We start from the raw sequence: 21067 nt of genomic DNA, 5'->3' as shown, positions 1-21067 counted from the left end.
CAAAAGCCCGGCAAGGGTTCAGAGTGAACAACTGAACACGCGACAGCTTTTTAGAGAGCTGTCTGATTAGTTTTGCCCCTTAGGGCAGTTTCCATTAGCGATTTCGAGAGACGGATGAACATCACCACCTTTGCCAAACGCCTGTGCCTGCTAGTCCCGCTGCTTCTCTCGCCTGCCGCTTTCGCGGTCGAGATGATGCCGTCGCCACCGCAACTGGCCGCCAAAGCCTATGTACTCATGGATGCCAGCAGCGGCAACGTGCTGGTGGAGAACAACGGTGACCAGCGTCTGCCTCCGGCCAGCCTGACCAAGCTGATGACCGCGTACATCGCGACCCTGGAAATCCGTCGTGGTCAGATTGGCGAAAACGACCCGGTGACCGTCAGCGAAAACGCCTGGCGTACCGGCGGTTCGCGGATGTTCATCAAGGTCGGCTCGCAAGTCACGGTCAGCGACCTGCTGCACGGCATCATCATTCAGTCGGGTAACGACGCCAGCGTTGCGCTCGCCGAGCACATCGCCGGCAGCGAAGACGCCTTCGCCGACATGATGAACAAAACCGTGGCCGACCTGGGCATGACCAACAGCCACTTCATGAACCCGACCGGTCTGCCGAACCCTGAGCACTACTCGTCGGCTCACGACATGGCCGTGCTGGCTCGCGCAATCATCCACGAAGACCCGGCTCACTACGCGATCTACTCGCAGAAAGAGTTCTTCTGGAACGGTATCAAGCAACCTAACCGTAACCTGCTGCTGTGGCGCGACAAGACGGTCGATGGCTTGAAAACCGGTCACACCGACGAAGCCGGCTACTGCATGGTGTCTTCGGCAGTACGTGATGGCATGCGCCTGATCGCTGTGGTGTTCGGCACCAACAGTGAAGTGGCTCGCGCTTCCGAAACCCAGAAGCTGCTGACCTACGGTTTCCGCTTCTTCGAAACCCAGACCTTCTATCAGAAAGGCGCTGAGCTGGCTCAGGCTCCTGTCTGGAAAGGCACCACCAATCAAGTCAAGGCCGGCCTGGCTCAAGACCTGACCATGACCCTGCCAAAAGGCCAGCTGAAAAAGCTCGCCGCGAGCATGACCATGAACCCGCAACTGATTGCACCCATCGCCAAGGGCGACGTAATCGGTAAAGTCGAAGTGAAGCTGGACGACAAAGTGGTGCATAGCGCTGACCTGATCGCTCTGGACGCAGTCGACGAGGGTGGTATCTTCCGCCGCATGTGGGATAGCATCCGTCTATTCTTCTACGGCTTGTTCAACTGAATTAGTGTGGACCTGCATGGCCCTGTTCCAATCCGGAACGGGGCCATGTCCGTTGCCACGGCTTACGAGGCCGTTACGCCATGACAGACACCGAAGTAAAGGCGCCAAAAATCGAATTCCCCTGCGCGGATTACCCGATCAAGGTAATCGGCGACACCGGCGTGGGTTTCAAGGACAAGATCATCGCGATCCTTGAGAAACACGCGACCGTTGATCACGACACCTTTGCCGAACGGCAGAGCACCAACGGCAAGTACACGACCATCCAGCTGCACATCATCGCCACCGGCCAGGAACAGCTGTACGACATTAACAGCGAGTTGCGGGCTACCGGTTTCGTGCACATGGTGCTGTGATGTCGGGCACGCTGGGCTTTCGTGAGCTTGGCCAGATGGCTTACGAGCCGGTCTGGCATGCCATGCAACGCTTCACCAACGAACGTGGCAGCGATGCCGCGGACGAGATCTGGCTGGTCGAGCACCCACCGGTGTTCACCCAGGGGCAGGCCGGCAAGGCCGAGCATTTGTTGCTGCCGGGAGATATTCCGGTCGTGAAGGTCGATCGCGGTGGCCAGGTGACTTATCACGGTCCCGGCCAATTGGTGGCCTACCTGTTGCTCGATGTACGCAAGCTGGGTTTCGGCGTGCGTGACTTGGTCAGTCGCATGGAACAATGCCTGATCGAGTTGCTGGCCAGCTACGGCGTCACCGCCGTGGCCAAGCCGGATGCCCCGGGTGTCTACGTCAATGGGGCGAAAATCGCTTCTCTGGGTCTGCGGATCCGCCACGGTTGCTCCTTTCATGGCCTGGCCTTGAACGTGGATATGAACCTGGAACCGTTTCGACGGATTAATCCCTGCGGCTACGCCGGGCTGGCGATGACCCAGCTGAGCGATCACGCAGGATCGATTGAATTTGCCGAGGTAAGTGCCCGGCTGCGCGCGCAGCTCGTCAAACACCTCGACTATGCTGAGCAGACGACCCTAACGGGCGGAATCGACTGATATGACTACTGATGCAGTGCAAACCATGATCCCGACGCTGGATGTCACCGAGCGTCCGGCCCCGCGTGCCAAGGTTGAAGCCGGCGTGAAGCTGCGCGGCGCCGAGAAGGTTGCACGTATCCCGGTGAAGATCATTCCGACCACCGAACTGCCAAAGAAACCTGACTGGATTCGCGTGCGTATCCCGGTTTCCCCGGAAGTCGACCGCATCAAGGCCCTGCTGCGCAAACACAAGCTGCACAGCGTGTGCGAAGAGGCGTCCTGCCCGAACCTGGGCGAATGCTTCTCCGGCGGTACTGCGACCTTCATGATCATGGGTGACATCTGCACCCGTCGCTGCCCGTTCTGCGACGTCGGCCACGGTCGTCCGAAGCCACTGGACGTCAACGAGCCGGAAAGCCTGGCCATCGCCATCGCCGACCTGAAACTCAAATACGTGGTGATCACCTCGGTAGACCGCGACGACCTGCGTGACGGCGGTGCCCAGCACTTTGCCGACTGCATCCGCGAGATCCGCAAGCTGTCGCCGAACGTGCAGCTCGAGACCTTGGTCCCGGACTACCGTGGCCGCATGGACGTTGCGTTGGAAATCACTGCTGCCGAGCCGCCAGATGTGTTCAACCACAACCTGGAAACCGTGCCGCGCCTGTACAAGGCCGCGCGTCCGGGTTCGGATTACCAGTGGTCGCTGACCCTGCTGCAACGCTTCAAGCAGATGATGCCGCACATTCCGACCAAGTCCGGCCTGATGCTGGGTCTTGGCGAAACCGACGAAGAAGTGATCGAAGTCATGAAGCGCATGCGCGAGCACGACATCGACATGCTGACCCTGGGCCAGTACCTGCAACCGTCCCGCAGCCACTTGCCGGTCCAGCGTTTCGTGCACCCGGACGTGTTCGCCTGGTTCGCCGAGGAAGGTTACAAGATGGGCTTCAAGAACGTCGCTTCCGGCCCGTTGGTACGTTCTTCGTACCACGCCGACGAGCAGGCGAAGCTGGTTAAAGCCGAGCTGATGTCGTCCTGATCGGTTGCCAGACATGAAAAACGCCCGCAGGCCTTCAGCCTCGCGGGCGTTTTTTTGCCTGCCCACCGCAATGACAGACTTTTCCTGCAACTTTCGGTGCGACGGACCCTCTTCTGTTTGTCCCCGTTCCTGACTACTGTGTGCTTGACGCATTCACGCAGGGAGATTCATGGATGACCGTTTTACCGAACCATACCCTTTGTCCACATGCCCCCGTCCCGGCCTTGCCGTCTGCAGGGCTGATCGGCGTGATCGCGCCTGCCGGCCCTGCGGCACTGAACACTGATAAAGCCATTGCCTGGATGCGCACTCGCGGTTATTCGCTGCGCGTGTTTCCCGGCGTTTATGAGCAAGAGGGTTATCTGGCCGGCAGCGATGATGTGCGGCTCAACGACTTGCATGACGCGTTCGCCGACAGCGAGGTCGATGCCATTATCTGTCTGCGTGGCGGTTACGGTACGCCGCGTTTGCTCGATCGCATCGACTTTGAGCTGCTGCGCAACAATGCCAAGCCGTTCATCGGCTACAGCGACGTCACTGCGCTGCACTTGGCTATCAGTCGTCATGCCGGGTTTGTGACCTTCCATGGCCCGATGCTCAACGCGGACCTGCTGGGTGACAAACAACAACCCACCGAATTCTCGTTTTTCAACATGCTGCGCGGGCAGGTGAAGGCGGGCAGTGTGCTTTCACACCCGGTGGCCTGGCCGTTGACCACCATCGAGCCCGGCATTGCCCATGGACGTTTGCTGGGGGGCAATCTGTCGATGATCGCCGCAACCATGGGTACGCCGTACGAGATCGATGCCGAGGGCGTCATCCTGTTCATCGAGGACATTAACGAGCCGCTGTATCGCATCGACCGGCTGCTGACTCATTTGCGACTGGCCGGCACGCTGCACAAGCTGCGTGGGGTTTTGGTGGGGGATGTGGCGGGGGTCGATACGGTTTCTCTGGAGCGCTTGCTCAAGCAGACCTTTGCACCTTTGCGGATACCGGTGTTGGCAGGGTGGCGTAGCGGGCATTGTGATCCGAACCTGACGTTGCCGATGGGCGCGCTGGTCAGATTGGATGCGGGGGAAAAGGTGTTGGTGTTGGAGCAGGATGTGGTTGTCAGGCGCTAGAGTGTTGTCGCCTGTTAGTCAGTCATCGCGGGCAAGCCATGCTCTTACAGGGTTTATGACGACCCAACGTAGGCGCATGGCTTGCCCGCGATGCTTTTAGCGGTTACGCAGGCCTTCGAGCAACTTGTGCGTCGGATACCCATCCGCCGGCCAGCCAAACGACTGCTGGGCGCTGCGGATCGCCTTGCGGGTATTGGCGCCGATAATCCCGTCGGCGTTGCCCGCGTCGTAGTTCTGGGCACTCAACAGGCTTTGCAGTTCGATCCGCTCGGTACGGCTCAGCGGCAAATCATCTTTGGGCCACGTGCCGTCGATCAGGCCGGCGCCGTTGAAACGCTCGGACAACAAGCTAACGGCCAAGGCGTAGGACGACGAGTTGTTGTACTTGAGGATCGCGCGGAAGTTATCGAGGACCAGGAACGCCGGGCCGCGGTAACCGGCCGGCAGCAGCAGGGCGGCTGACAGGTGTTCGGAACCTGCCGGAACCTGGCCGCCGTTGGGCAGGGTGACGCCCAGTTGCTGCCATTCGGCGACGCTCTTGCGAATCGTGCCATCGGCCAGGATGTAGTTGAAACTGCCTGGCAACTGCACTTCAAAGCCCCACGGCTGGCCTTTCTGCCAGCCTGAGCTTTGCAGGTAGTGTGCCGTCGAGGCCAGCGCGTCGGCCGGGCTGCCCCAGATGTCGCGGCGACCATCGCCATCGAAGTCTACGGCGTGGGTGTTGTAGGTGGTCGGGATGAACTGGGTCTGGCCCATGGCGCCAGCCCAGGAGCCGAGCATTTTCTCGGGCGCGATATCGCCCTGTTGCAGGATCTGCAGGGCGGCGATCAGTTGCGCGTGGGCAAACCCGGGACGCCGACCTTCATAGGCCAGGGTCGCCAGGGAATTGATCACCGACTTGTTGCCCTGGAACTGCCCGAAGTTACTTTCCATGCCCCATACCGAGACCAGTGCCTGGCGATCGACGCCGTAGCGCTGTTCGATGCTTTGCAGGATGTCGGCGTACTGGCTGACCAGCGCCTGGCCTTTGTGTACCCGCAGCGGCGAAAGGGCGCCGTCGAGGTATTCCCAAACCGGACGGGAAAATTCCGGCTGGCTGCGGTCGGCACGGATCACGCTGGAGTCGAGGCTGACATTGGCGAAGGCGCGGTCGAACAGATCGGCGCGGATACCGGCGGCCAGAGCGTCCTTGCGGAAACCCGCCTGCCATTCGGCGAAGGTCTGGGTGGGCTGGATATCGAGGTTTTCACCGGTCGGCACCACGGGCGGAATGACCGCAGGGGCTGTCGCGACAGGGAGGGTCTGAAGCGGCTTGGCGTCGGCTGCGGTGGGTTTTTCCGCGCAGGCGACTAGCAAAATGAGGCTGGAGGCAGCTATCAGTTGGCGCACAGGCCAACGACGGGAAATACAAAAGGGCATGCACGGGTCCAGGGAGTACGAATCAGGTGCAGACCTTAACATGTTGAGCGAGCGCTTGCCTTTCAGGCCGCCAGAAAGTAAGAAGCCTCCCAGCTATTAGACTGGAAGGCTTCGCGGCGGTAGCTGCCTTTGCCCTTGCCGGCTCGTTCCTGACGGCTGCGGAACAGTGGCTTGGCGATGATGGATTTGGCCTTGTTGGGGCCACGTTTAGATGGCTTTTTGCTCATGATCGGATCTCTCGATTGAGTGGGTTTTGCGGGGGAAATAATCTGCCGAAGTTGAGATTCTGTCTATAGGGCAAATGGATGTGAGTAGCGTAGGAAACCTCTGTAGCAGCTGGCGAAGCCTGCGTTCGGCTGCGCAGCAGTCGTAAAATCGGACAGCGCGGTGTGCCAGGATGATCCGGAACTCAGTATTGACGACTGCTGCGCAGCCGAACGCAGGCTTCGCCAGCTGCTACAGAGGGCGTGTTTACTCGGCAGGCAAGGTCAGGCGTTGGCCGGCCATCAACAACGACAATCGACTAAGGCTCATCCATGGCGAGCCTGCAGCCTGGCCTTTGATTTGCGCATCGATGCGCTGAGCTTCCAGCAATAGCTGCGCCCAGCGTTGCGCCGAGTAGCGTTGCAAGGCTTTGCTCATCAGTGGCTTGCGTTTGTCCCAGACCGGCGGTCGGGCGGAGCTGAAGGCTTTGTCCAGTGGCACGCCCTGGCTGTACTGCAGCGACAGGTTGGCCAACAGACGCAGTTCCCGGGCCAGCGCCCAGAGGATCACTGGTGGCTCAACGCCTTCGCCGCGCAGCCCTTCAAGCATGCGCAGGGCATGAGCGGCTTCGCCGTTGAGAATCGCGTCGGTCAGGCCAAAGACATCGAAGCGCGCACTGTCGGCCACCGCCGCTTGCACGGTTTCGACGGTGATCTGGCCACCTTCGGCCATCAGCTTGAGCTTTTCGATTTCCTGGGCCGCCGCCAGCAGGTTGCCCTCGACCCGTGCGGCGATCAGTTCGACGGCGTCCTGGCTGGCGGAAAGCCCTGCCTGGGACAACCGTTGACGGATCCAGCTCGGCAACTGGTTGGTCTCTATCGGCCAGATTTGCACGAACTGGGTCTGTTGACCTTCGATCAGCGCCTTGCCCCACTTGGTTTTCTGCGCGCTGCCATCGAGTTTCGGCAGGCTGATCAGCAACACCGTGTCTTCGGCGGGCCGTGAGCAGTACTCGATAAACGCGGCAGCGCCTTTGTCACCGGGTTTGCCGGACGGCAGACGCAGTTCCAGCAGGCGCTTTTCGGCGAACAGCGACATGCTCGCGCCGGCTTGCAGCAACGTTCCCCAGTCGAAACTGGCGTCGGCGGCGAAGACCTGGCGTTCGTCGAATCCCTGTTGGCGGGCGGCGGCACGAATGGCGTCGGCGGCTTCCTGACACAGCAGTGGGTCATCGCCACTGATGATGTAGACCGGCGCGAGGGCACCTTGCAGGTGTTTGGCGAGTTGGGCGGGGGCGAGTTTCATAGGCGAGGGCTAACGGGGCGCCTGAGCGCCCCGTAAGTCTTACTGCTGCGGCAGTTCGATTGGCGACTGGCGTGGCGTTTGCGCTTCAACCTTCTGCGCCGCTTCCAGTGCATCGGCCTCAGCCTTGGCTTTGGCGTTGGCGGTCTGTTGCATCTGGTCCAGCTGAGCAGGCGTGAGCTGTTGCAGACGCAGCATCATCCGTTGGACCAGTTCACGACGGGTTTCCTTGCGGGCGTCGTTGGCTTCCTGGTCGGAACCCACCAGGTTGCTGCCGTCGTGGATAAAGATTTTTTGCACTTCGAGCTTGTCGCTCAGCAGCGGCAGGTTGCTCTCGCCACGGATGTCGTAGCTCAGCACTGTGCTTACCTGGTACTCGCCAGTACGACCGGCACCTGCGTAGCTGAGGATGCGCTGGCTTTCCTGCTCATCGGTCAGCACCAGTTTGTAAGGTGCACCGCTGTAGACCTTGACGCCGCTGCTTTCCAGCACTTGACGCAGTTGCGTCACGATTTCGCCGTAAGCGTTACGGGCACTCAGGTCGAGTTCCTTGATCGCCAGTTCATTGGTGCCGGTGCCGCGCAGCTGGAAACCGCAGGCGCTCAACAGGACCGCAAGGCCCATCACCAGCAAATTGCGTTTGATCATCTTGTTGCTCCCCTTGAAACCATGTGGGCCGATCATGCGGCCCGAAAGGTTTTACTCGGCGCCAGGCATGACCTGGCGCCTGATCCAATTAGCTTGCGACGATATTGACCAGTTTCCCGGGCACTACGATCACTTTACGAATGGTCAGACCGTCGACAAAGCGCAGCACGTTCTCGTTGGCCCGTGCGGCGGCTTCGACTTCTTCGCGGCTGGCGCTGGCGGGCATTTCGATGTGGCCGCGCAGCTTGCCGTTGACCTGGATGACCAGTTGCAGGCTGTCCTGTACCAATGCGCTTTCGTCCAGCACCGGCCAGGCGGCGTCGATCACCGGGTCAGCGTGACCCAGTTGATTCCACAGCTCGTGGCTGATGTGCGGCGTGATCGGAGCCAGCAGCAGCGTTACGGCTTCCAGACCTTCGTGAATCAGCGCGCGATCCTGTTCGGTGCCTTGAGGGGCTTTTTCCAGCACGTTCATCAGCGTCATCACCTGAGCGATGGCGGTGTTGAATTTGTGGTTCTGGCCGACGTCGTGGCTGGCCTGCTTGATCGCCTGGTGGATCGAGCGGCGAATGGCTTTCTGCCCGTCGTTCAGGCTGGCGAGGTCCAGTTTGCCCGGCAAGCCCTGAGTGACGTGGGCCTGAGCCAGGCGCCAGACACGCTTGAGGAAGCGATGCGAACCTTCTACGCCGGAGTCGGACCATTCCGCGCTCATGTCGGGTGGCGAGGCGAACATCATGAACAGGCGGCAGGTGTCTGCGCCGAACTGGTCGATCATCGACTGTGGGTCAACGCCGTTGTTCTTCGACTTGGCCATCTTCTCGGTGCCACCGATTTCCACCGGCAGGCCGTCCGCGATCAGCTTGGCGCTGATGACCTTGGCCTTGCTGTCGCGTTCGAGTTCGACATCCGCCGGGTTGAACCAGGTGTAAGCACCGTTGGCTTCGCGGCGATAGTAAGTCTCGGCGATCACCATGCCCTGGGTCAGCAGGTTCTTGAACGGTTCGTTGGAGCTCACCAGGCCTTCGTCGCGCATCAGCTTGTGGAAGAAACGTGCGTAGAGCAGGTGAAGAATGGCGTGTTCGATACCGCCAATGTACTGATCAACCGGCAACCAATGGTCGGCCGCCGATTTTTCCACCAGGCCGCCTTCATAGTGCGGCGAGGCGTAACGGGCGTAGTACCACGAGGACTCGACGAAGGTGTCCATGGTGTCGGTTTCACGCTTGGCCGGTGCGCCGCATTTCGGGCAGCTGCACTCGTAGAACTCGGGCATGCGCGCCAATGGCGAACCGGCGCCATCCGGCACGACGTCTTCCGGAAGTACCACGGGCAATTGATCTTGCGGGACCGGCACATCACCGCAGGTGGTGCAGTGGATGATCGGGATCGGGCAGCCCCAGTAGCGCTGACGGCTGATGCCCCAGTCGCGCAGGCGGAACTGGGTACGCGAGGCGCCGAGGTTCTTCTTGATCAGCGCGACTTCGATGGCGTCGAAAGCGCCTGGGAAGTCGAGGCCGTCGAATTCGCCGGAGTTGATCAGCGTGCCGTGCTCGCCGTACGCGTCCTGCCACGGAGCCGGGTTGGTGTCACCGGAACTGGTGCGCACCACGGACTTGATTGGCAGGTTGTACTTGGTAGCGAACTCGAAATCGCGTTCATCGTGAGCCGGAACAGCCATCACCGCGCCATCGCCGTAGTGCATCAGCACATAGTTGGCGACCCACACCGGGAGTTTCTCGCCGGTCAGCGGATGTTCGACGAACAGCGAAGTCGGCAGGCCTTTCTTCTCTTGGGTGGCGACGTCGGCTTCGGCAACGCTGCCGCCCTTGCATTCAGCGATGAACGCTTGCAGCTCAGGGTTGTTCTGCGCGGCCAGGGTCGCCAAATGGTGCTCGGCGGCTACGGCAACGTAGGTCGCGCCCATCAAGGTGTCTGGTCGGGTGGTGAAAACTTTCAGCGCACCGGCTTCGCCGATGGACGCAAAGTCATACGGGAACTGCACTTCCATGCCGCGGGATTTGCCGATCCAGTTGCGCTGCATGGTCTTGACCTGTTCAGGCCAGCCAGTCAGTTCGTCGAGGCTTTCCAGCAGCTCATCCGCGTAGGCGGTGATCTTGAAGTAGTACATCGGGATTTCGCGCTTTTCGATCAGCGCGCCGGAACGCCAGCCGCGACCGTCGATCACTTGCTCGTTGGCCAGGACGGTCTGGTCGACCGGGTCCCAGTTCACGGTGCCGCTTTTCTTGTAAATCACGCCTTTTTCGAACAGGCGAGTGAACAGCCATTGTTCCCAGCGGTAGTAATCAGGCTTGCAGGTGGTGACTTCGCGTGACCAGTCCACCGCGAGGCCCAGGCTGCGCAGCTGGGTTTTCATGTAGGCGATGTTTTCGTAGGTCCACTTGGCGGGCGCTACGTTGTTCTTCATCGCGGCGTTTTCCGCCGGCATGCCGAAGGCGTCCCAACCCATGGGTTGCAGGACGTTCTTGCCTTGCATGCGCTGGTAGCGGGAGATCACGTCGCCGATGGTGTAGTTGCGCACGTGCCCCATGTGTAGCTTGCCGCTGGGGTAAGGGAACATCGACAGGCAGTAGAAAGTCTCCTTGCCTGGCTGTTCACTGACTTCAAAGGACTTTTGCTCGTCCCAGAACGACTGGGCGGCGGCTTCGATTTCACGGGGCTGATATTGTTCGTGCATGGCTACTTTTGAACTGAATAGGGGTGGCCTAATCCTCTTCAATGCAACGCTGGACGGTGATCACGCCAAATCGGCGTTTCGGTGCCCAGGCGAGCTGGAAGTGGAGTTACAGGAAGCGCCGTAGCATACATGACCGCACTCTACCGAGGGAAACCCTGATTGCTGCTGCGGGTCGCCCAAAAACCGCTGCGAGGGCCGTTGGTCGCAGTACTCAGCCGGTTTGTTGATGGAGGCTAAGCTCTAAATGGGGAGTGAGTCTTATCTTCAATGAGGTGATGGATGGTTGAGTCACGGCAAAAAGTTACAAAACCGGAGCTGTACGAAAGACTGATCGATCGTTTGGGAATGGCCTTGGACGCGGCAAAAACCGCTGACCGGTTACGCGATGAGCGTCCGTTGGAACTGGAATTGCGTGGCTTGAGCCCCGCAGAGTTTGATCTGGTCAAGGCGTATCTCGATCGCAGTGAACGTGAGACACACGGATGCTTGTCAGAAGCAGTGAAGCAACTCGACGCACCACGTTCGGCCAAGATCATCTGGCTCAAGGACAAGGCTCCTGGCAAGGACACGGTAAAGGTCCGGTCTTTGCAGTTCAAGTAAGGACACTGGAAGCAATGTCTGATGTATTTGTGAAGCTTGGTCCTTCCGTATTTGTTGTCGCATTGCGTCAACCCACTTAGGCTTCGGGCATCTTTTGGAGATGCTCGATGCCTTTTCGATATTTCGTTAAACAACTCCTGTTGCCGCCCGGCATTCTTTTGCTGCTGTTGGTGCTTGCGTGGTGGTTGCGACGCTCAAGACCGCGCCTTGCCGGGTTGTGCTTTGCCTTAGGCGTGGGCGGCTTCTGGTTGATGAGCTTGCCGGTGGTGGTGCAGTGGGGTGCGAAGACGCTGGAACGTGAAGCACCGCTGGCTCGTAATGAATGGGCGACATTGGCGCAGCGTGCCGACGCGATTGTCGTGCTGGGCGCGGGGCGCGAACGTGGCGATCTGGCCTGGGGCGACGACCAGCCGACGGGGGTGGCGCTGCAGCGCGAGCGTTATACGGCGCGGCTGGCCAAGGCGTCGGGCTTGCCGGTCCTGACCAGCGGCGGTTTGCATTACGGTACGCCGCCGACTGAGGCCAGGTTGATGGCTGACTCATTGCAAGATGATTTCGGCGTGACGGTGCGTTGGCAGGAAGGGCGCAGCCGCACGACCTGGGAGAACGCGCAGTTCAGCGCCGAGGTGTTGTTGCCGCAAGGGATCAAGCGCGTGGTGATCGTGACTCAGGCCTGGCACATGCCGCGAGCCGTCTGGAGTTTCGAAAAGGCAGGTTTTGAAGTAGTCCCGGCGCCGATGGGGTTTTTAGGCGTGGACAACGCCCGGCCGCTGGGTGGCTGGATGCCGGAATTCAAGTCAATCTGGCAGAGCGGGCAGTTGATGAATGAGGCGGTGGGGCAGATCGGGTATTCGATCTTTTACCGAGGCGATGTTGGTGCTGATTGATCGTTCCCACGCTCCGCGTGGGAATGCCGCCGGGGACGCTCTGCGTCCCGCTGTTGACGCTGTGACGCAGAGCGTCACGGGATGCATTCCCACGCGGAGCGTGGGAACGATCATCAGACTGTCTTGGCCATCCGGCTCGCGATCAGTGCCCAGCCAAACAACAACACGCAAACAATGATCAGCGGCCACGAACGCCATTCCAGATAAGGCGTCAGGTTGTGCATGGGCACCACTTCACCGTACAAAATGCCACGTTCAAACTGAGGGATCTGCACGGTGATCTGGCCGAACGGGTTGATCAGGCCGGTCACGCCGTTGTTGGTGGCGCGGATCATCCAGCGACCAGCCTCGAGCGCGCGCATCTGCGCCATCTGTAAATGTTGCAGCGGGCCGATGGACGTGCCGAACCAGGTGTCATTACTGATGGTCAGCAGCAGATCGCTGCGCGCCGCAAGGCTGGCGGCGAATTCCGGGTAAACCACTTCGTAGCAGATGAACGGTGCAATCTGATAGCCCTTGGCTTGCAGCATCGCCTGATCGGCGGGACCGCGGGCAAAGTCCGACATCGGCAGGTCGAAGAAGGCGATCAATCCGCGCAGCACGTCCTGCAACGGAACGTATTCGCCAAACGGCACCAGCTTCTGTTTGAGGTAAGTGCCATCGCCTTCGCCCACGACGGTGATGCCGTTGTAGAAACGCTTCTGGTGATGGACTTCCTTGCGAATCGGTACACCGGTAATCAGCGCGGATTTACGCTCTGCGGCGAAGCTTCCCATCATGTTCAGGTAGCCCTCGGCGGACTCCTTGAGCACCGGGATGGCCGTTTCCGGCCAGATCAGCAAGTCGACCGGTTTGGAGCTGAAACTCATGTCACGGTACAGCGCCAACTGCGCGTTGAGCTGCGTCGGATCCCACTTCATGCTCTGTTCGATGTTGCCCTGAATCGCTGCGACAGTCAGTGGTGCACCCGCCGGGGTTGTCCAGGCGTGTTCCTTGAGCGCCATGCCGGCCACCCAAGGGCCAATCAGCAGCAACACACCTGCGGCGATAAAGCCTTTGCGGCCGGTGCGCAGCAGGCGCAAAGCGTTATAGATCAGCGCTGCCGTCAGGGCCAGAGTGAAGGAAATCAGCCACATCCCGCCCAGCGGGGCGAGCCCGGCCAACGGGCCGTCGAGCTGACTGTAGCCGGAATATAGCCAGGGGAAACCGGTCAGGAACCAGCCGCGAAAGGCTTCCTGGCCGACCCACAACGCCGCAAACGCCAGGGCGTCGGCCAGCGGCGCTTCGTTACGGCGCAGCCAGCGCGTCCAGATCCAGGCCGGCAGGGCGAAGAACCAGGCAATTGCCGCCGTGAAGATCAGCATCAGGAAACCGGCCAGCAGCACCGAAGCGCCGCCGAAGTGGTGAATGCTGTAGTAGATCCAACTGGTGCCAGCGCCAAACAGGCCGAAACCGAAACACCAGCCACGGCCCAGGGCCTGACGTGGGTTCAGTTCGCGCAAGCCGGCATAAAAGAAACCGACCGCCAGCAACGCCAACGGCCAGATATCGAACGGCGCCAGGGCCAGGGTGGTGATTGCACCGGCCACCACGGCCAGCAGGTTACCGGGCCAGCCGGGGCGGGTCAGACGATGCATTTCAATCCTTAGAATTACCGGGCGATAGGTGACAGGCGCAGCAGGTGAATCCGACGGCTGTCGGCGTTCAGGATGCGGAAGCGATAGGGGCCGATTTCAGTGATTTCATTGCGTTTTGGCAGGTGCCCGAACGCGCTCATCACCAGACCGCCGACCGTGTCGAATTCGTCATCGGAGAATTGGCTGTCGAAGAATTCGTTGAAATTCTCGATCGGCGTCAGGGCCTTGATCAGGAAGTCACCGCTGGGCAGCGGCTTGATGTAGCTGTCTTCTTCGACGTCATGCTCGTCTTCGATGTCGCCGACGATCTGTTCCAGCACGTCTTCGATGGTCACCAGGCCCGCCACGCCGCCGTATTCGTCGATGACGATAGCCATGTGGTTGTGGTTGGCACGGAACTCGCGCAGCAGCACATTCAGGCGCTTGGACTCGGGCACGAAAGTGGCCGGGCGCAGCAAGTCCTTGATGTTGAAGCTGTCGCCGTTCTCCTTGAGGATCAACGGCAGCAAGTCCTTGGCCAGCAACACGCCCATCACGTCATCGTGGCTTTCGCCGATCACCGGGTAGCGGGAGTGGGCCGAGTCGACCACGGCAGGCAGGAACTCGCGGGGTGTCTGGGTCGCCTTGATGCTGATCATCTGCGAGCGCGGGACCATGATGTCCCGTACTTGCAGGTCAGCCACCTGGATGGCGCCTTCGACGATGGCCAGCGCTTCGCTGTCCAGCAACTTGTTTTGGTGGGCGTCGCGCAGCAGCTCCAGCAACTCCTGGCGGTTCTTCGGCTCGTGGGCAAAAGCCTGGGTGAGCTTACCCAGCCATGACTTTTGCCCGTTGCTCGATCGATCTTCGCTCATAGCGATTACTCTGAATCCTTTGTTGTAACGATAGGGGATGTGTCTGTTTCGTCGTCCGCATACGGGTCGGGATAGCCCAACTCTGCAAGCAACGTTCGTTCCAGTGCTTCCATTTCTTCGGCTTCCTCGTCATCGATATGGTCGTAACCAAGCAGATGCAGGCAGCCGTGAATGACCAGGTGAGCCCAATGGGCCTTGAGTGCCTTGCCTTGTTCGGTTGCTTCGCGCTCGACCACCGCCACGCAGATCACCAGATCGCCCAATAGCGGGATATCCAGAAATTCGTCGGGCACATCGGCAGGAAACGACAAGACGTTAGTGGCGTAATCCTTTTGCCGCCAGGTGTGGTTCAGCTCGCGACCTTCCGCTTCATCGACCAAACGAATGGTCATTTCGGAGTCGGCTGTGCGCTGGCGCAGCGCCAGTTCGCACCATTGGCGGAACTCGGCTTCGCTGGGCGCAGGCGCTTCGGTAGCCAGTTGCAGATCAAGCTCAAGCATCGTGGCGATTGTCCTTGGACGAGACCTTCGCCGGTTCGTCGGCCACGCGATTCTCGAAGCGCTCGTAGGCTTCGACAATGCGCTGCACCAATGGATGGCGCACGACGTCTTTGGGCATGAAATGGGTGAAGCTGATGCCCGGTACGTCCTTGAGCACTTCGATCACATGGTGCAGCCCGGACTTGGTGCCTTTCGGCAGGTCGACCTGGGTGATGTCACCGGTGATGACGGCGGTAGAGCCGAAGCCGATCCGGGTAAGGAACATTTTCATCTGCTCGACGGTGGTGTTCTGGCTTTCGTCGAGGATGATGAAACTGTTGTTCAAGGTTCGGCCGCGCATGTAGGCCAGCGGCGCAACTTCGATCACCTGACGCTCGATCAGCTTGGCCACGTATTCGAAGCCGAGCATTTCGTAGAGTGCATCGTAGAGCGGGCGCAGGTACGGGTCGATCTTCTGCGACAGGTCGCCGGGCAGGAAACCAAGCTTTTCACCTGCTTCAACCGCCGGTCGTACCAGCAGGATGCGACGAATCTGCTCGCGTTCCAGTGCGTCTACCGCGCAGGCAACGGCCAGATAGGTCTTGCCGGTACCGGCCGGGCCGATGCCGAAGTTGATGTCGTTACCGAGGATTTCCTTCACATAGCGCAACTGATTCAAGCCGCGAGGGCGAATCATGCCTTTCTTGGTGCGCAGGGCGACGGACGGTTCGGAGGGGGAGACGTTGTCCAGCTCTTCGACGGCCGATTCCTGCAGGAACAGGTGAACCATGTCCGGCGACAGCTCGGTACCCTTGGTTTCCCGGTACAGGCGGCGCAGGAGGTTTTCCGCGGAGGTGGTGTGCTTGGGATCGCCGATCAGTTCGAACTGGTCTCCGCGGTTGCGGATCTCGATATTCAGGCGCTGTTCGATCAAGCGCAGATGCTCGTCGAATTGCCCGCACAGATTGGCGAAACGGCGAGCTTCAAAAGGCTCGAGGATAAAACGATGTGGTTCTATGGGTGCGTTCAAGGTCGTATTTAGCCGCCCTGGGGCAATTAAGATGAAATCAAGGATAACGCCAGAGGCCCGGGTGCGAAAGGTCTTAAATAATATGCCGGATTTTGGTACTTCATCTGTGGCGAGGGGGGGCTTGCCCCCGTCCGGCTGCGAAGCAGTCGCAAAATACTCGGGACCGCTTCGCAGTCCAACGGGGCGATGCGGCGTTCCGACAAGCCCCCTCGCCACAAAGCTCGCTCCCACAGGGTAATGAGGTGTTACTGAATCAGCGAACCCCGCAGCGAGTGCGGTTGTGCGGCATCGATATGCACATCGGCGAACTGCCCGATCAACGTCGGATTGTCGCAGCGGAAGTTGACGATGCGATTATTCTCGGTCCGGCCTTGCAGTTCACCGGGGTCTTTTTTCGAATAATCGGTGACCAGAATCCGCTGAATGGAGCCCACCATTTGTCGGCTGATCTCGAAACCTTGCTGGTTCAGGCGATGTTGCAGGGCGTTCAGGCGTTCTTTTTTCAGCGCTTCCGGCGTTTCGTCGGCCAGATCGGCAGCCGGAGTGCCCGGGCGTTGGCTATAGACGAACGAGTAGGAGAAGTCGAAACCGACGTCTTCGATCAGCTTCATGGTCTGTTCGAAGTCTTTTTCGGTCTCGCCCGGGAAGCCGACGATGAAGTCCGAGCTGATGCAAATCCCCGGTACGGCAGCACGCAGCTTGCGCAGTTTGGATTTGTATTCCAGCGCGGTGTGGTTGCGCTTCATCGCCGCCAGGATTCGGTCCGAGCCCGATTGCACCGGCAAGTGCAAGTGTTTGACCAGTTCCGGAACGTCGGCGTGAGCCTGGATGAGGCTATCGGAGAATTCCAGCGGGTGTGAAGTGGTGTAGCGGATGCGATCGATGCCATCGACGGCGGCGACGACGCGGATCAGTTCGGCCAGGTCAGCCAAACGACCGTCATGAGTGGTCCCGCGGTAGCCATTGACGTTCTGCCCGAGCAGGGTCACTTCACGCACGCCGTTTTCAGCCAGATGGATGATCTCGGCGATCACGTCATCGAAAGGTCGGCTGACTTCTTCGCCGCGGGTGTAGGGCACCACGCAGAAAGTGCAGTACTTGCTGCAGCCTTCCATGACCGACACGTAGGCGCTTGGGCCATCGATGCGCGGCTCGGGCAAGTGGTCGAATTTTTCGATTTCCGGAAACGAGACGTCGACTTGCGGCAGCTTGGTCGCGCGGGCGGCGTCGATCATTTCCGGCAGGCGGTGCAAGGTCTGCGGGCCGAACACCACATCGACGTACGGCGCACGATCGCGGATGGCCGCGCCTTCCTGGCTGGCCACGCAACCGCCAACGGCAATCACCATGTCCGGGTTGGCCAGCTTCAGTTCGCGCCAGCGGCCGAGTTGGGAATACACCCGGTCCTGGGCACGTTCGCGGATCGAGCAGGTATTGAGCAGGATCACGTCGGCATCTTCAGCGCGAGCGGTGACTTCCAGGGCCTGATGTTCGCCCAGCAGATCGACCATGCGCGAGCTGTCGTACTCGTTCATCTGGCAACCGTGGGTTTCGATGTAAAGCTTCTTGGCCATGGACAGAGTCATCACGTGATTCAAAGAACCGCGCATTATAGGGAACATGTTCCAAGGTTCCTACCGTTGCGCGTCCGGCGGCTATGCTATAGTTCGCGCCCTCATTTTTATCCCCCGATGTGTTGCTCGCCCACCATGACCAAACGTGAAGCTCCAATCTACAAGGTGATTTTCCTCAACCAGGGCCAGGTGTACGAAATGTATGCCAAACAGATCTATCAAAGTGATCTGTGGGGCTTCCTGGAAGTTGAAGAGTTCGTCTTTGGCGAGCGCACGCAAGTGGTCGTCGATCCGAGCGAAGAGAAGCTCAAGGCTCAGTTCGAAGGCGTTGTGCGCAGCTTTGTGCCGATGCATTCGATCGTGCGGATCGACGAGGTCGAGCGCCTCGGTACACCGAAAATCAGCGAAGCCCGCGGCGCGGTCGGCAATGTCATGCCGTTTCCGATGCCGATGCCTGAGAAGTAAATAGCAATCCTGAAGCTGACAGGGCTCTCTTCTGTGGCTAGAGAGTCATTGTGGTCAGGGGATTTGTCTGTGGTGAAGGGATTTATCTGTGGCGAGGGGATAAATCCCCTCGCCACAGTTAAGGCAACGGCGAGAACGGCGTACGCCCATCGGCGCTTTGCAATTCCATCAGATACTTGCGGAAGATTTGCCCCAGCACTTGGGTAGCGACTTCCAGTTCTTCGCGGGGCATTTTCTCGGCGACTTCGTCGGCAGTGTCCAACGCTTCTTCAGCGCCATTGACCGCCGCCATTTTCAGCACGATATACGCCTGGACGTTGTTGGCCGGTACGCCTTCGCCGTGGAAGAACATGGAGCCGAGTTTGAATTGCGCCTGAGCATGGCCTTGCAACGAGGCTTTTTCGAAGTAGCCCAGGGCTTTTTTGAGGTCGCGCGGCGTATTTGTGCCGTCGTAGTAGAACTCGCCCAACTCGTATTGCGCTTGCGCATCCCCTTCATCCGACGCTTTCTGGCAGGCGGCGAGCGCCTGTGCCAGGTCTTGCGGCTGAGTATTGAGGGTGCAACGACCCATCGCTGGGATTAACAACGAGTTGCCGCCTGCTTGTGCGAGCGCGAGCAGGGGCTGAAGGAGCAACAGGCAGCCCAGTGCAAGGGCGCGGCCGGTGCGGTTCATGGGAATCGACTTACCTCTGAGGGGCGCGCGGACCCGTCGAGGGATCCAATAAGCGCGCATTATGAAATAAGCAGGGCCAACCTTACAAAGTCTTTACTCGTTTTTCTGCTGCGCGGGGAATATATCGGCCACTTTGCCGAGTATTTGAGCAGAAGCGCAGGAATAAGGACGGGAATGCAGGTGAAAGCTGACGCTGGCAACTGCCAGCGTCAGCGGCACAGCGTTATTTCAATGCAGCAAATGCGCGTTCGGCAGCATCCAGCGTCAGTTTCAGCTCGGTTTCGCCGTGGGCAATCGAGGTGAAGCCGGCTTCGAAGGCGCTCGGCGCCAGGTACACGCCGCCTTCAAGCATCAAGTGGAAGAAGCGTCCGAACAGGGCGGCGTCGCTGTCCATCACGTCATCGAAGGTCACGATGTCGTCGGCACCGCTGAAGTACAGACCGAACATACCGCCTGCCTGTGTGGTCACGAACGGAATGCCCGCGGCATCGGCGCGTTGTTGCAGGCCATCGAGCAGGCGACTGGTGTAGTCAGTCAACTCTGCGTGGAAGCCCGGACGGCTGATCAGGCGCAGGGTCGTCAGGCCGGCAGCCATGGCCAACGGGTTACCCGACAGGGTGCCCGCCTGATAGACCGGGCCCAAGGGTGCGATGTGCGACATGATTTCGCGCTTGCCGCCGAAGCAGCCAACCGGCATGCCGCCACCGATGATTTTGCCGAAGGTGGTCAGGTCTGGCGTCACGCCGTAGTGGGCTTGTGCACCACCAAGGGCGACACGGAAACCGGTCATCACTTCGTCGAAAATCAGCACCACGCCATGCTTGTCGCACAGGGTGCGCAGGCCTTCGAGGAAACCTGGCGCCGGCGGTACGCAGTTCATATTGCCGGCCACGGGCTCGACGATGATGCACGCCACGTCCTGGCCGACTTCGGCGAGCATGGTTTCTACCGCGTCGATGTCGTTGAACGGCAGGGTCAGGGTGTGTTTGGCGAAAGCCGCCGGCACGCCGGCCGAACTCGGCACGCCTTGGGTCAGGGCGCCAGAGCCGGCCTTGACCAGCAGACTGTCGGAGTGACCGTGGTAGCAGCCTTCGAATTTGATGATGCTGTCGCGGCCGGTGAAACCACGGGCCAGACGAATCGCGCTCATGGTGGCTTCGGTGCCGGAGCTGACCATGCGCACCATTTCCATCGATGGCACGATCGAGCAGACCAGGTCCGCCATCTGGGTTTCCATCTCGGTCGGCGCGCCGTAGGACAATCCGTGCTCAAGCTGTTTGCGCACGGCGTCCAGCACATCCGGGTGGCTGTGGCCGAGAATCATCGGCCCCCAGGAGCCCACGTAATCCACATAACGCTTGTTGTCTTCGTCGGTGACGTAGGCGCCTTCCGCGTGTTTGAAGAACAGCGGCGTGCCGCCAACGCTTTTGAACGCGCGAACAGGCGAGTTCACGCCACCGGGAATGTGTTTCTGGGCATTGGCAAACAGGGTTTCGGAACGAGACATGATCGGGCTCTCAAATCAGATTTTCAGTAATTCGTTAAAGGCGCGGGCGCGGCGTGTCACTTCAGCCGTGCTCTCGGCGCCAAACAGGCCATGGACCACCGCCAGCAGATCGACCCCATGGGCCACCAGTGGCGCGGCGTTGTCCAGGGTGATGCCGCCAATCGCGCAGATCGGCAGGTGCAGTTTGCTGCGGGCCTGGTCGAGCAGTTCGAGGCTGCAAGTGGGGGCGCCGGGTTTGGTATTGGAGTTGAAGAAGCGACCGAAGGCGACGTAACTGGCGCCTTCCTTGGCCGCTTGTTCGGCGAGTTCGAGTTGCGCGTGGCAGGTCGAACCGATGATCGCCTGGCGACCGAGCAATGCGCGGGCCGGGGTCAGCGGGCCGTCGGTCTGGCCCAGGTGCACGCCGACGTTCAGGCGCGCAGCGAGTTCGGCATCGTCATTGATAATCAGCTGGGTCTTGTAGCGTTCACACAGATCGCGCAGGGCTTGGGCCTCGCGCAGACGGCGGGTCTCGTCGCTGCTCTTGTCGCGGTATTGCAGCAGGGTGACGCCGCCTTCCAGCGCCGCCTCCACGTACGAAAGAAATTTACCGGCCAGCAGTTGGCTGTCGGTAATGGCGTACAGGCCACGTAGCTTCATCGGACAATCCTTTTTGCTTTACGCAGGGACA

The 21067-nt window shown here is 60.0% G+C and carries 21 protein-coding genes; 8 read left to right on the top strand and 13 right to left on the bottom strand.

Annotation, left to right across the window (positions count from 1 at the left end; genetic code table 11):
- The first annotated feature begins 114 nt into the window (after positions 1-114).
- From AC3WP4_RS06300 to AC3WP4_RS06280, 5 genes are all read left to right on the top strand, one after another.
- The gene (locus AC3WP4_RS06300) at positions 115-1272 is read left to right on the top strand and encodes a D-alanyl-D-alanine carboxypeptidase family protein (protein ID WP_074871187.1); all 1158 of its coding nucleotides are present in this window, start codon (positions 115-117) and stop codon (positions 1270-1272) included.
- 80 nt (positions 1273-1352) lie between these two features.
- Positions 1353-1628 carry a DUF493 domain-containing protein gene (locus AC3WP4_RS06295; RefSeq protein ID WP_074871185.1) on the top strand — a complete coding sequence of 92 codons (276 nt, stop codon included), beginning with the start codon at positions 1353-1355 and terminating at the stop codon, positions 1626-1628.
- Positions 1628-2275, top strand: a complete 648-nt coding sequence (lipB, locus tag AC3WP4_RS06290) for a lipoyl(octanoyl) transferase LipB (RefSeq protein ID WP_008152829.1) — start codon at positions 1628-1630, stop codon at positions 2273-2275. The genes AC3WP4_RS06295 and lipB overlap by 1 nt, the downstream gene beginning before the upstream one ends.
- Position 2276: 1 nt before the next feature.
- Positions 2277-3299, top strand: a complete 1023-nt coding sequence (gene lipA, locus AC3WP4_RS06285; protein WP_059402097.1) for a lipoyl synthase — start codon at positions 2277-2279, stop codon at positions 3297-3299.
- A 173-nt stretch (positions 3300-3472) separates the two neighbouring features.
- Positions 3473-4423, top strand: a complete 951-nt coding sequence (locus tag AC3WP4_RS06280; RefSeq protein WP_102615775.1) for a S66 peptidase family protein — start codon at positions 3473-3475, stop codon at positions 4421-4423.
- 96 nt (positions 4424-4519) lie between these two features.
- Here the strand turns inward: AC3WP4_RS06280 and AC3WP4_RS06275 are convergent, their stop codons facing one another.
- The 5 genes from AC3WP4_RS06275 to leuS form a co-directional block, all read right to left on the bottom strand.
- Positions 4520-5842: a lytic murein transglycosylase gene (locus AC3WP4_RS06275; RefSeq protein WP_074871181.1), complete on the bottom strand. Its 1323-nt coding sequence runs from the start codon at positions 5840-5842 to the stop codon at positions 4520-4522.
- Positions 5843-5904: 62 nt separating this feature from the next.
- The gene (gene arfA, locus AC3WP4_RS06270) at positions 5905-6069 is read right to left on the bottom strand and encodes an alternative ribosome rescue factor ArfA (protein ID WP_102615774.1); all 165 of its coding nucleotides are present in this window, start codon (positions 6067-6069) and stop codon (positions 5905-5907) included.
- Between the two features lie 244 nt (positions 6070-6313).
- Positions 6314-7351 carry a DNA polymerase III subunit delta gene (holA, locus tag AC3WP4_RS06265; protein ID WP_074871179.1) on the bottom strand — a complete coding sequence of 346 codons (1038 nt, stop codon included), beginning with the start codon at positions 7349-7351 and terminating at the stop codon, positions 6314-6316.
- 39 nt (positions 7352-7390) lie between these two features.
- Positions 7391-7996 (bottom strand): LPS-assembly lipoprotein LptE, encoded by a 606-nt coding sequence (locus tag AC3WP4_RS06260; protein WP_076029632.1) that lies wholly within the window; start codon positions 7994-7996, stop codon positions 7391-7393.
- A gap of 88 nt (positions 7997-8084) precedes the next feature.
- Positions 8085-10691: a leucine--tRNA ligase gene (gene leuS / locus AC3WP4_RS06255; protein ID WP_102615773.1), complete on the bottom strand. Its 2607-nt coding sequence runs from the start codon at positions 10689-10691 to the stop codon at positions 8085-8087.
- Positions 10692-10970: 279 nt separating this feature from the next.
- On the opposite strand from leuS, the gene AC3WP4_RS06250 reads away from it, so the two are divergent.
- Together AC3WP4_RS06250 and AC3WP4_RS06245 are read left to right on the top strand one after the other, a co-directional pair.
- Positions 10971-11291 carry a hypothetical protein gene (locus tag AC3WP4_RS06250; RefSeq protein ID WP_074871175.1) on the top strand — a complete coding sequence of 107 codons (321 nt, stop codon included), beginning with the start codon at positions 10971-10973 and terminating at the stop codon, positions 11289-11291.
- A 107-nt stretch (positions 11292-11398) separates the two neighbouring features.
- Complete coding sequence (locus AC3WP4_RS06245; protein WP_102615772.1) at positions 11399-12178, top strand: YdcF family protein; 780 nt, start codon at positions 11399-11401, stop codon at positions 12176-12178.
- A 113-nt stretch (positions 12179-12291) separates the two neighbouring features.
- Here the strand turns inward: AC3WP4_RS06245 and lnt are convergent, their stop codons facing one another.
- The 5 genes from lnt to miaB all read right to left on the bottom strand — a co-directional run bounded on the left by lnt (position 12292) and on the right by miaB (position 17752).
- Positions 12292-13815, bottom strand: a complete 1524-nt coding sequence (gene lnt, locus AC3WP4_RS06240; protein WP_102615771.1) for an apolipoprotein N-acyltransferase — start codon at positions 13813-13815, stop codon at positions 12292-12294.
- Between the two features lie 14 nt (positions 13816-13829).
- Positions 13830-14669: a CorC family transporter gene (locus tag AC3WP4_RS06235; protein WP_074871170.1), complete on the bottom strand. Its 840-nt coding sequence runs from the start codon at positions 14667-14669 to the stop codon at positions 13830-13832.
- Positions 14670-14674: 5 nt separating this feature from the next.
- Positions 14675-15169, bottom strand: coding sequence for an rRNA maturation RNase YbeY (gene ybeY, locus AC3WP4_RS06230; RefSeq protein WP_074871169.1), 495 nt, complete (start codon positions 15167-15169; stop codon positions 14675-14677).
- Positions 15162-16178 (bottom strand): PhoH family protein, encoded by a 1017-nt coding sequence (locus tag AC3WP4_RS06225; protein ID WP_074871167.1) that lies wholly within the window; start codon positions 16176-16178, stop codon positions 15162-15164. The genes ybeY and AC3WP4_RS06225 overlap by 8 nt, the downstream gene beginning before the upstream one ends.
- Before the next feature lie 245 nt (positions 16179-16423).
- Positions 16424-17752 (bottom strand): tRNA (N6-isopentenyl adenosine(37)-C2)-methylthiotransferase MiaB, encoded by a 1329-nt coding sequence (gene miaB / locus AC3WP4_RS06220; protein ID WP_033053447.1) that lies wholly within the window; start codon positions 17750-17752, stop codon positions 16424-16426.
- Between the two features lie 135 nt (positions 17753-17887).
- Between miaB and AC3WP4_RS06215 the strand changes: the two genes are divergently transcribed.
- Positions 17888-18217 (top strand): DUF1820 family protein, encoded by a 330-nt coding sequence (locus AC3WP4_RS06215; protein ID WP_007894425.1) that lies wholly within the window; start codon positions 17888-17890, stop codon positions 18215-18217.
- Positions 18218-18335: 118 nt separating this feature from the next.
- Here the strand turns inward: AC3WP4_RS06215 and AC3WP4_RS06210 are convergent, their stop codons facing one another.
- The 3 genes from AC3WP4_RS06210 to thiE form a co-directional block, all read right to left on the bottom strand.
- Positions 18336-18890 carry a tetratricopeptide repeat protein gene (locus AC3WP4_RS06210; protein WP_074871163.1) on the bottom strand — a complete coding sequence of 185 codons (555 nt, stop codon included), beginning with the start codon at positions 18888-18890 and terminating at the stop codon, positions 18336-18338.
- Between the two features lie 223 nt (positions 18891-19113).
- Complete coding sequence (gene hemL, locus AC3WP4_RS06205; protein WP_074871161.1) at positions 19114-20397, bottom strand: glutamate-1-semialdehyde 2,1-aminomutase; 1284 nt, start codon at positions 20395-20397, stop codon at positions 19114-19116.
- A 15-nt stretch (positions 20398-20412) separates the two neighbouring features.
- Positions 20413-21036: a thiamine phosphate synthase gene (gene thiE, locus AC3WP4_RS06200; RefSeq protein ID WP_102615770.1), complete on the bottom strand. Its 624-nt coding sequence runs from the start codon at positions 21034-21036 to the stop codon at positions 20413-20415.
- Positions 21037-21067 lie beyond the last annotated feature (31 nt).

Source organism: Pseudomonas sp. FW305-20 (assembly GCF_058788075.1).
Note: the sequence above shows the minus strand (reverse complement) of the source record. Positions and strands in the feature narration are given on the sequence as shown.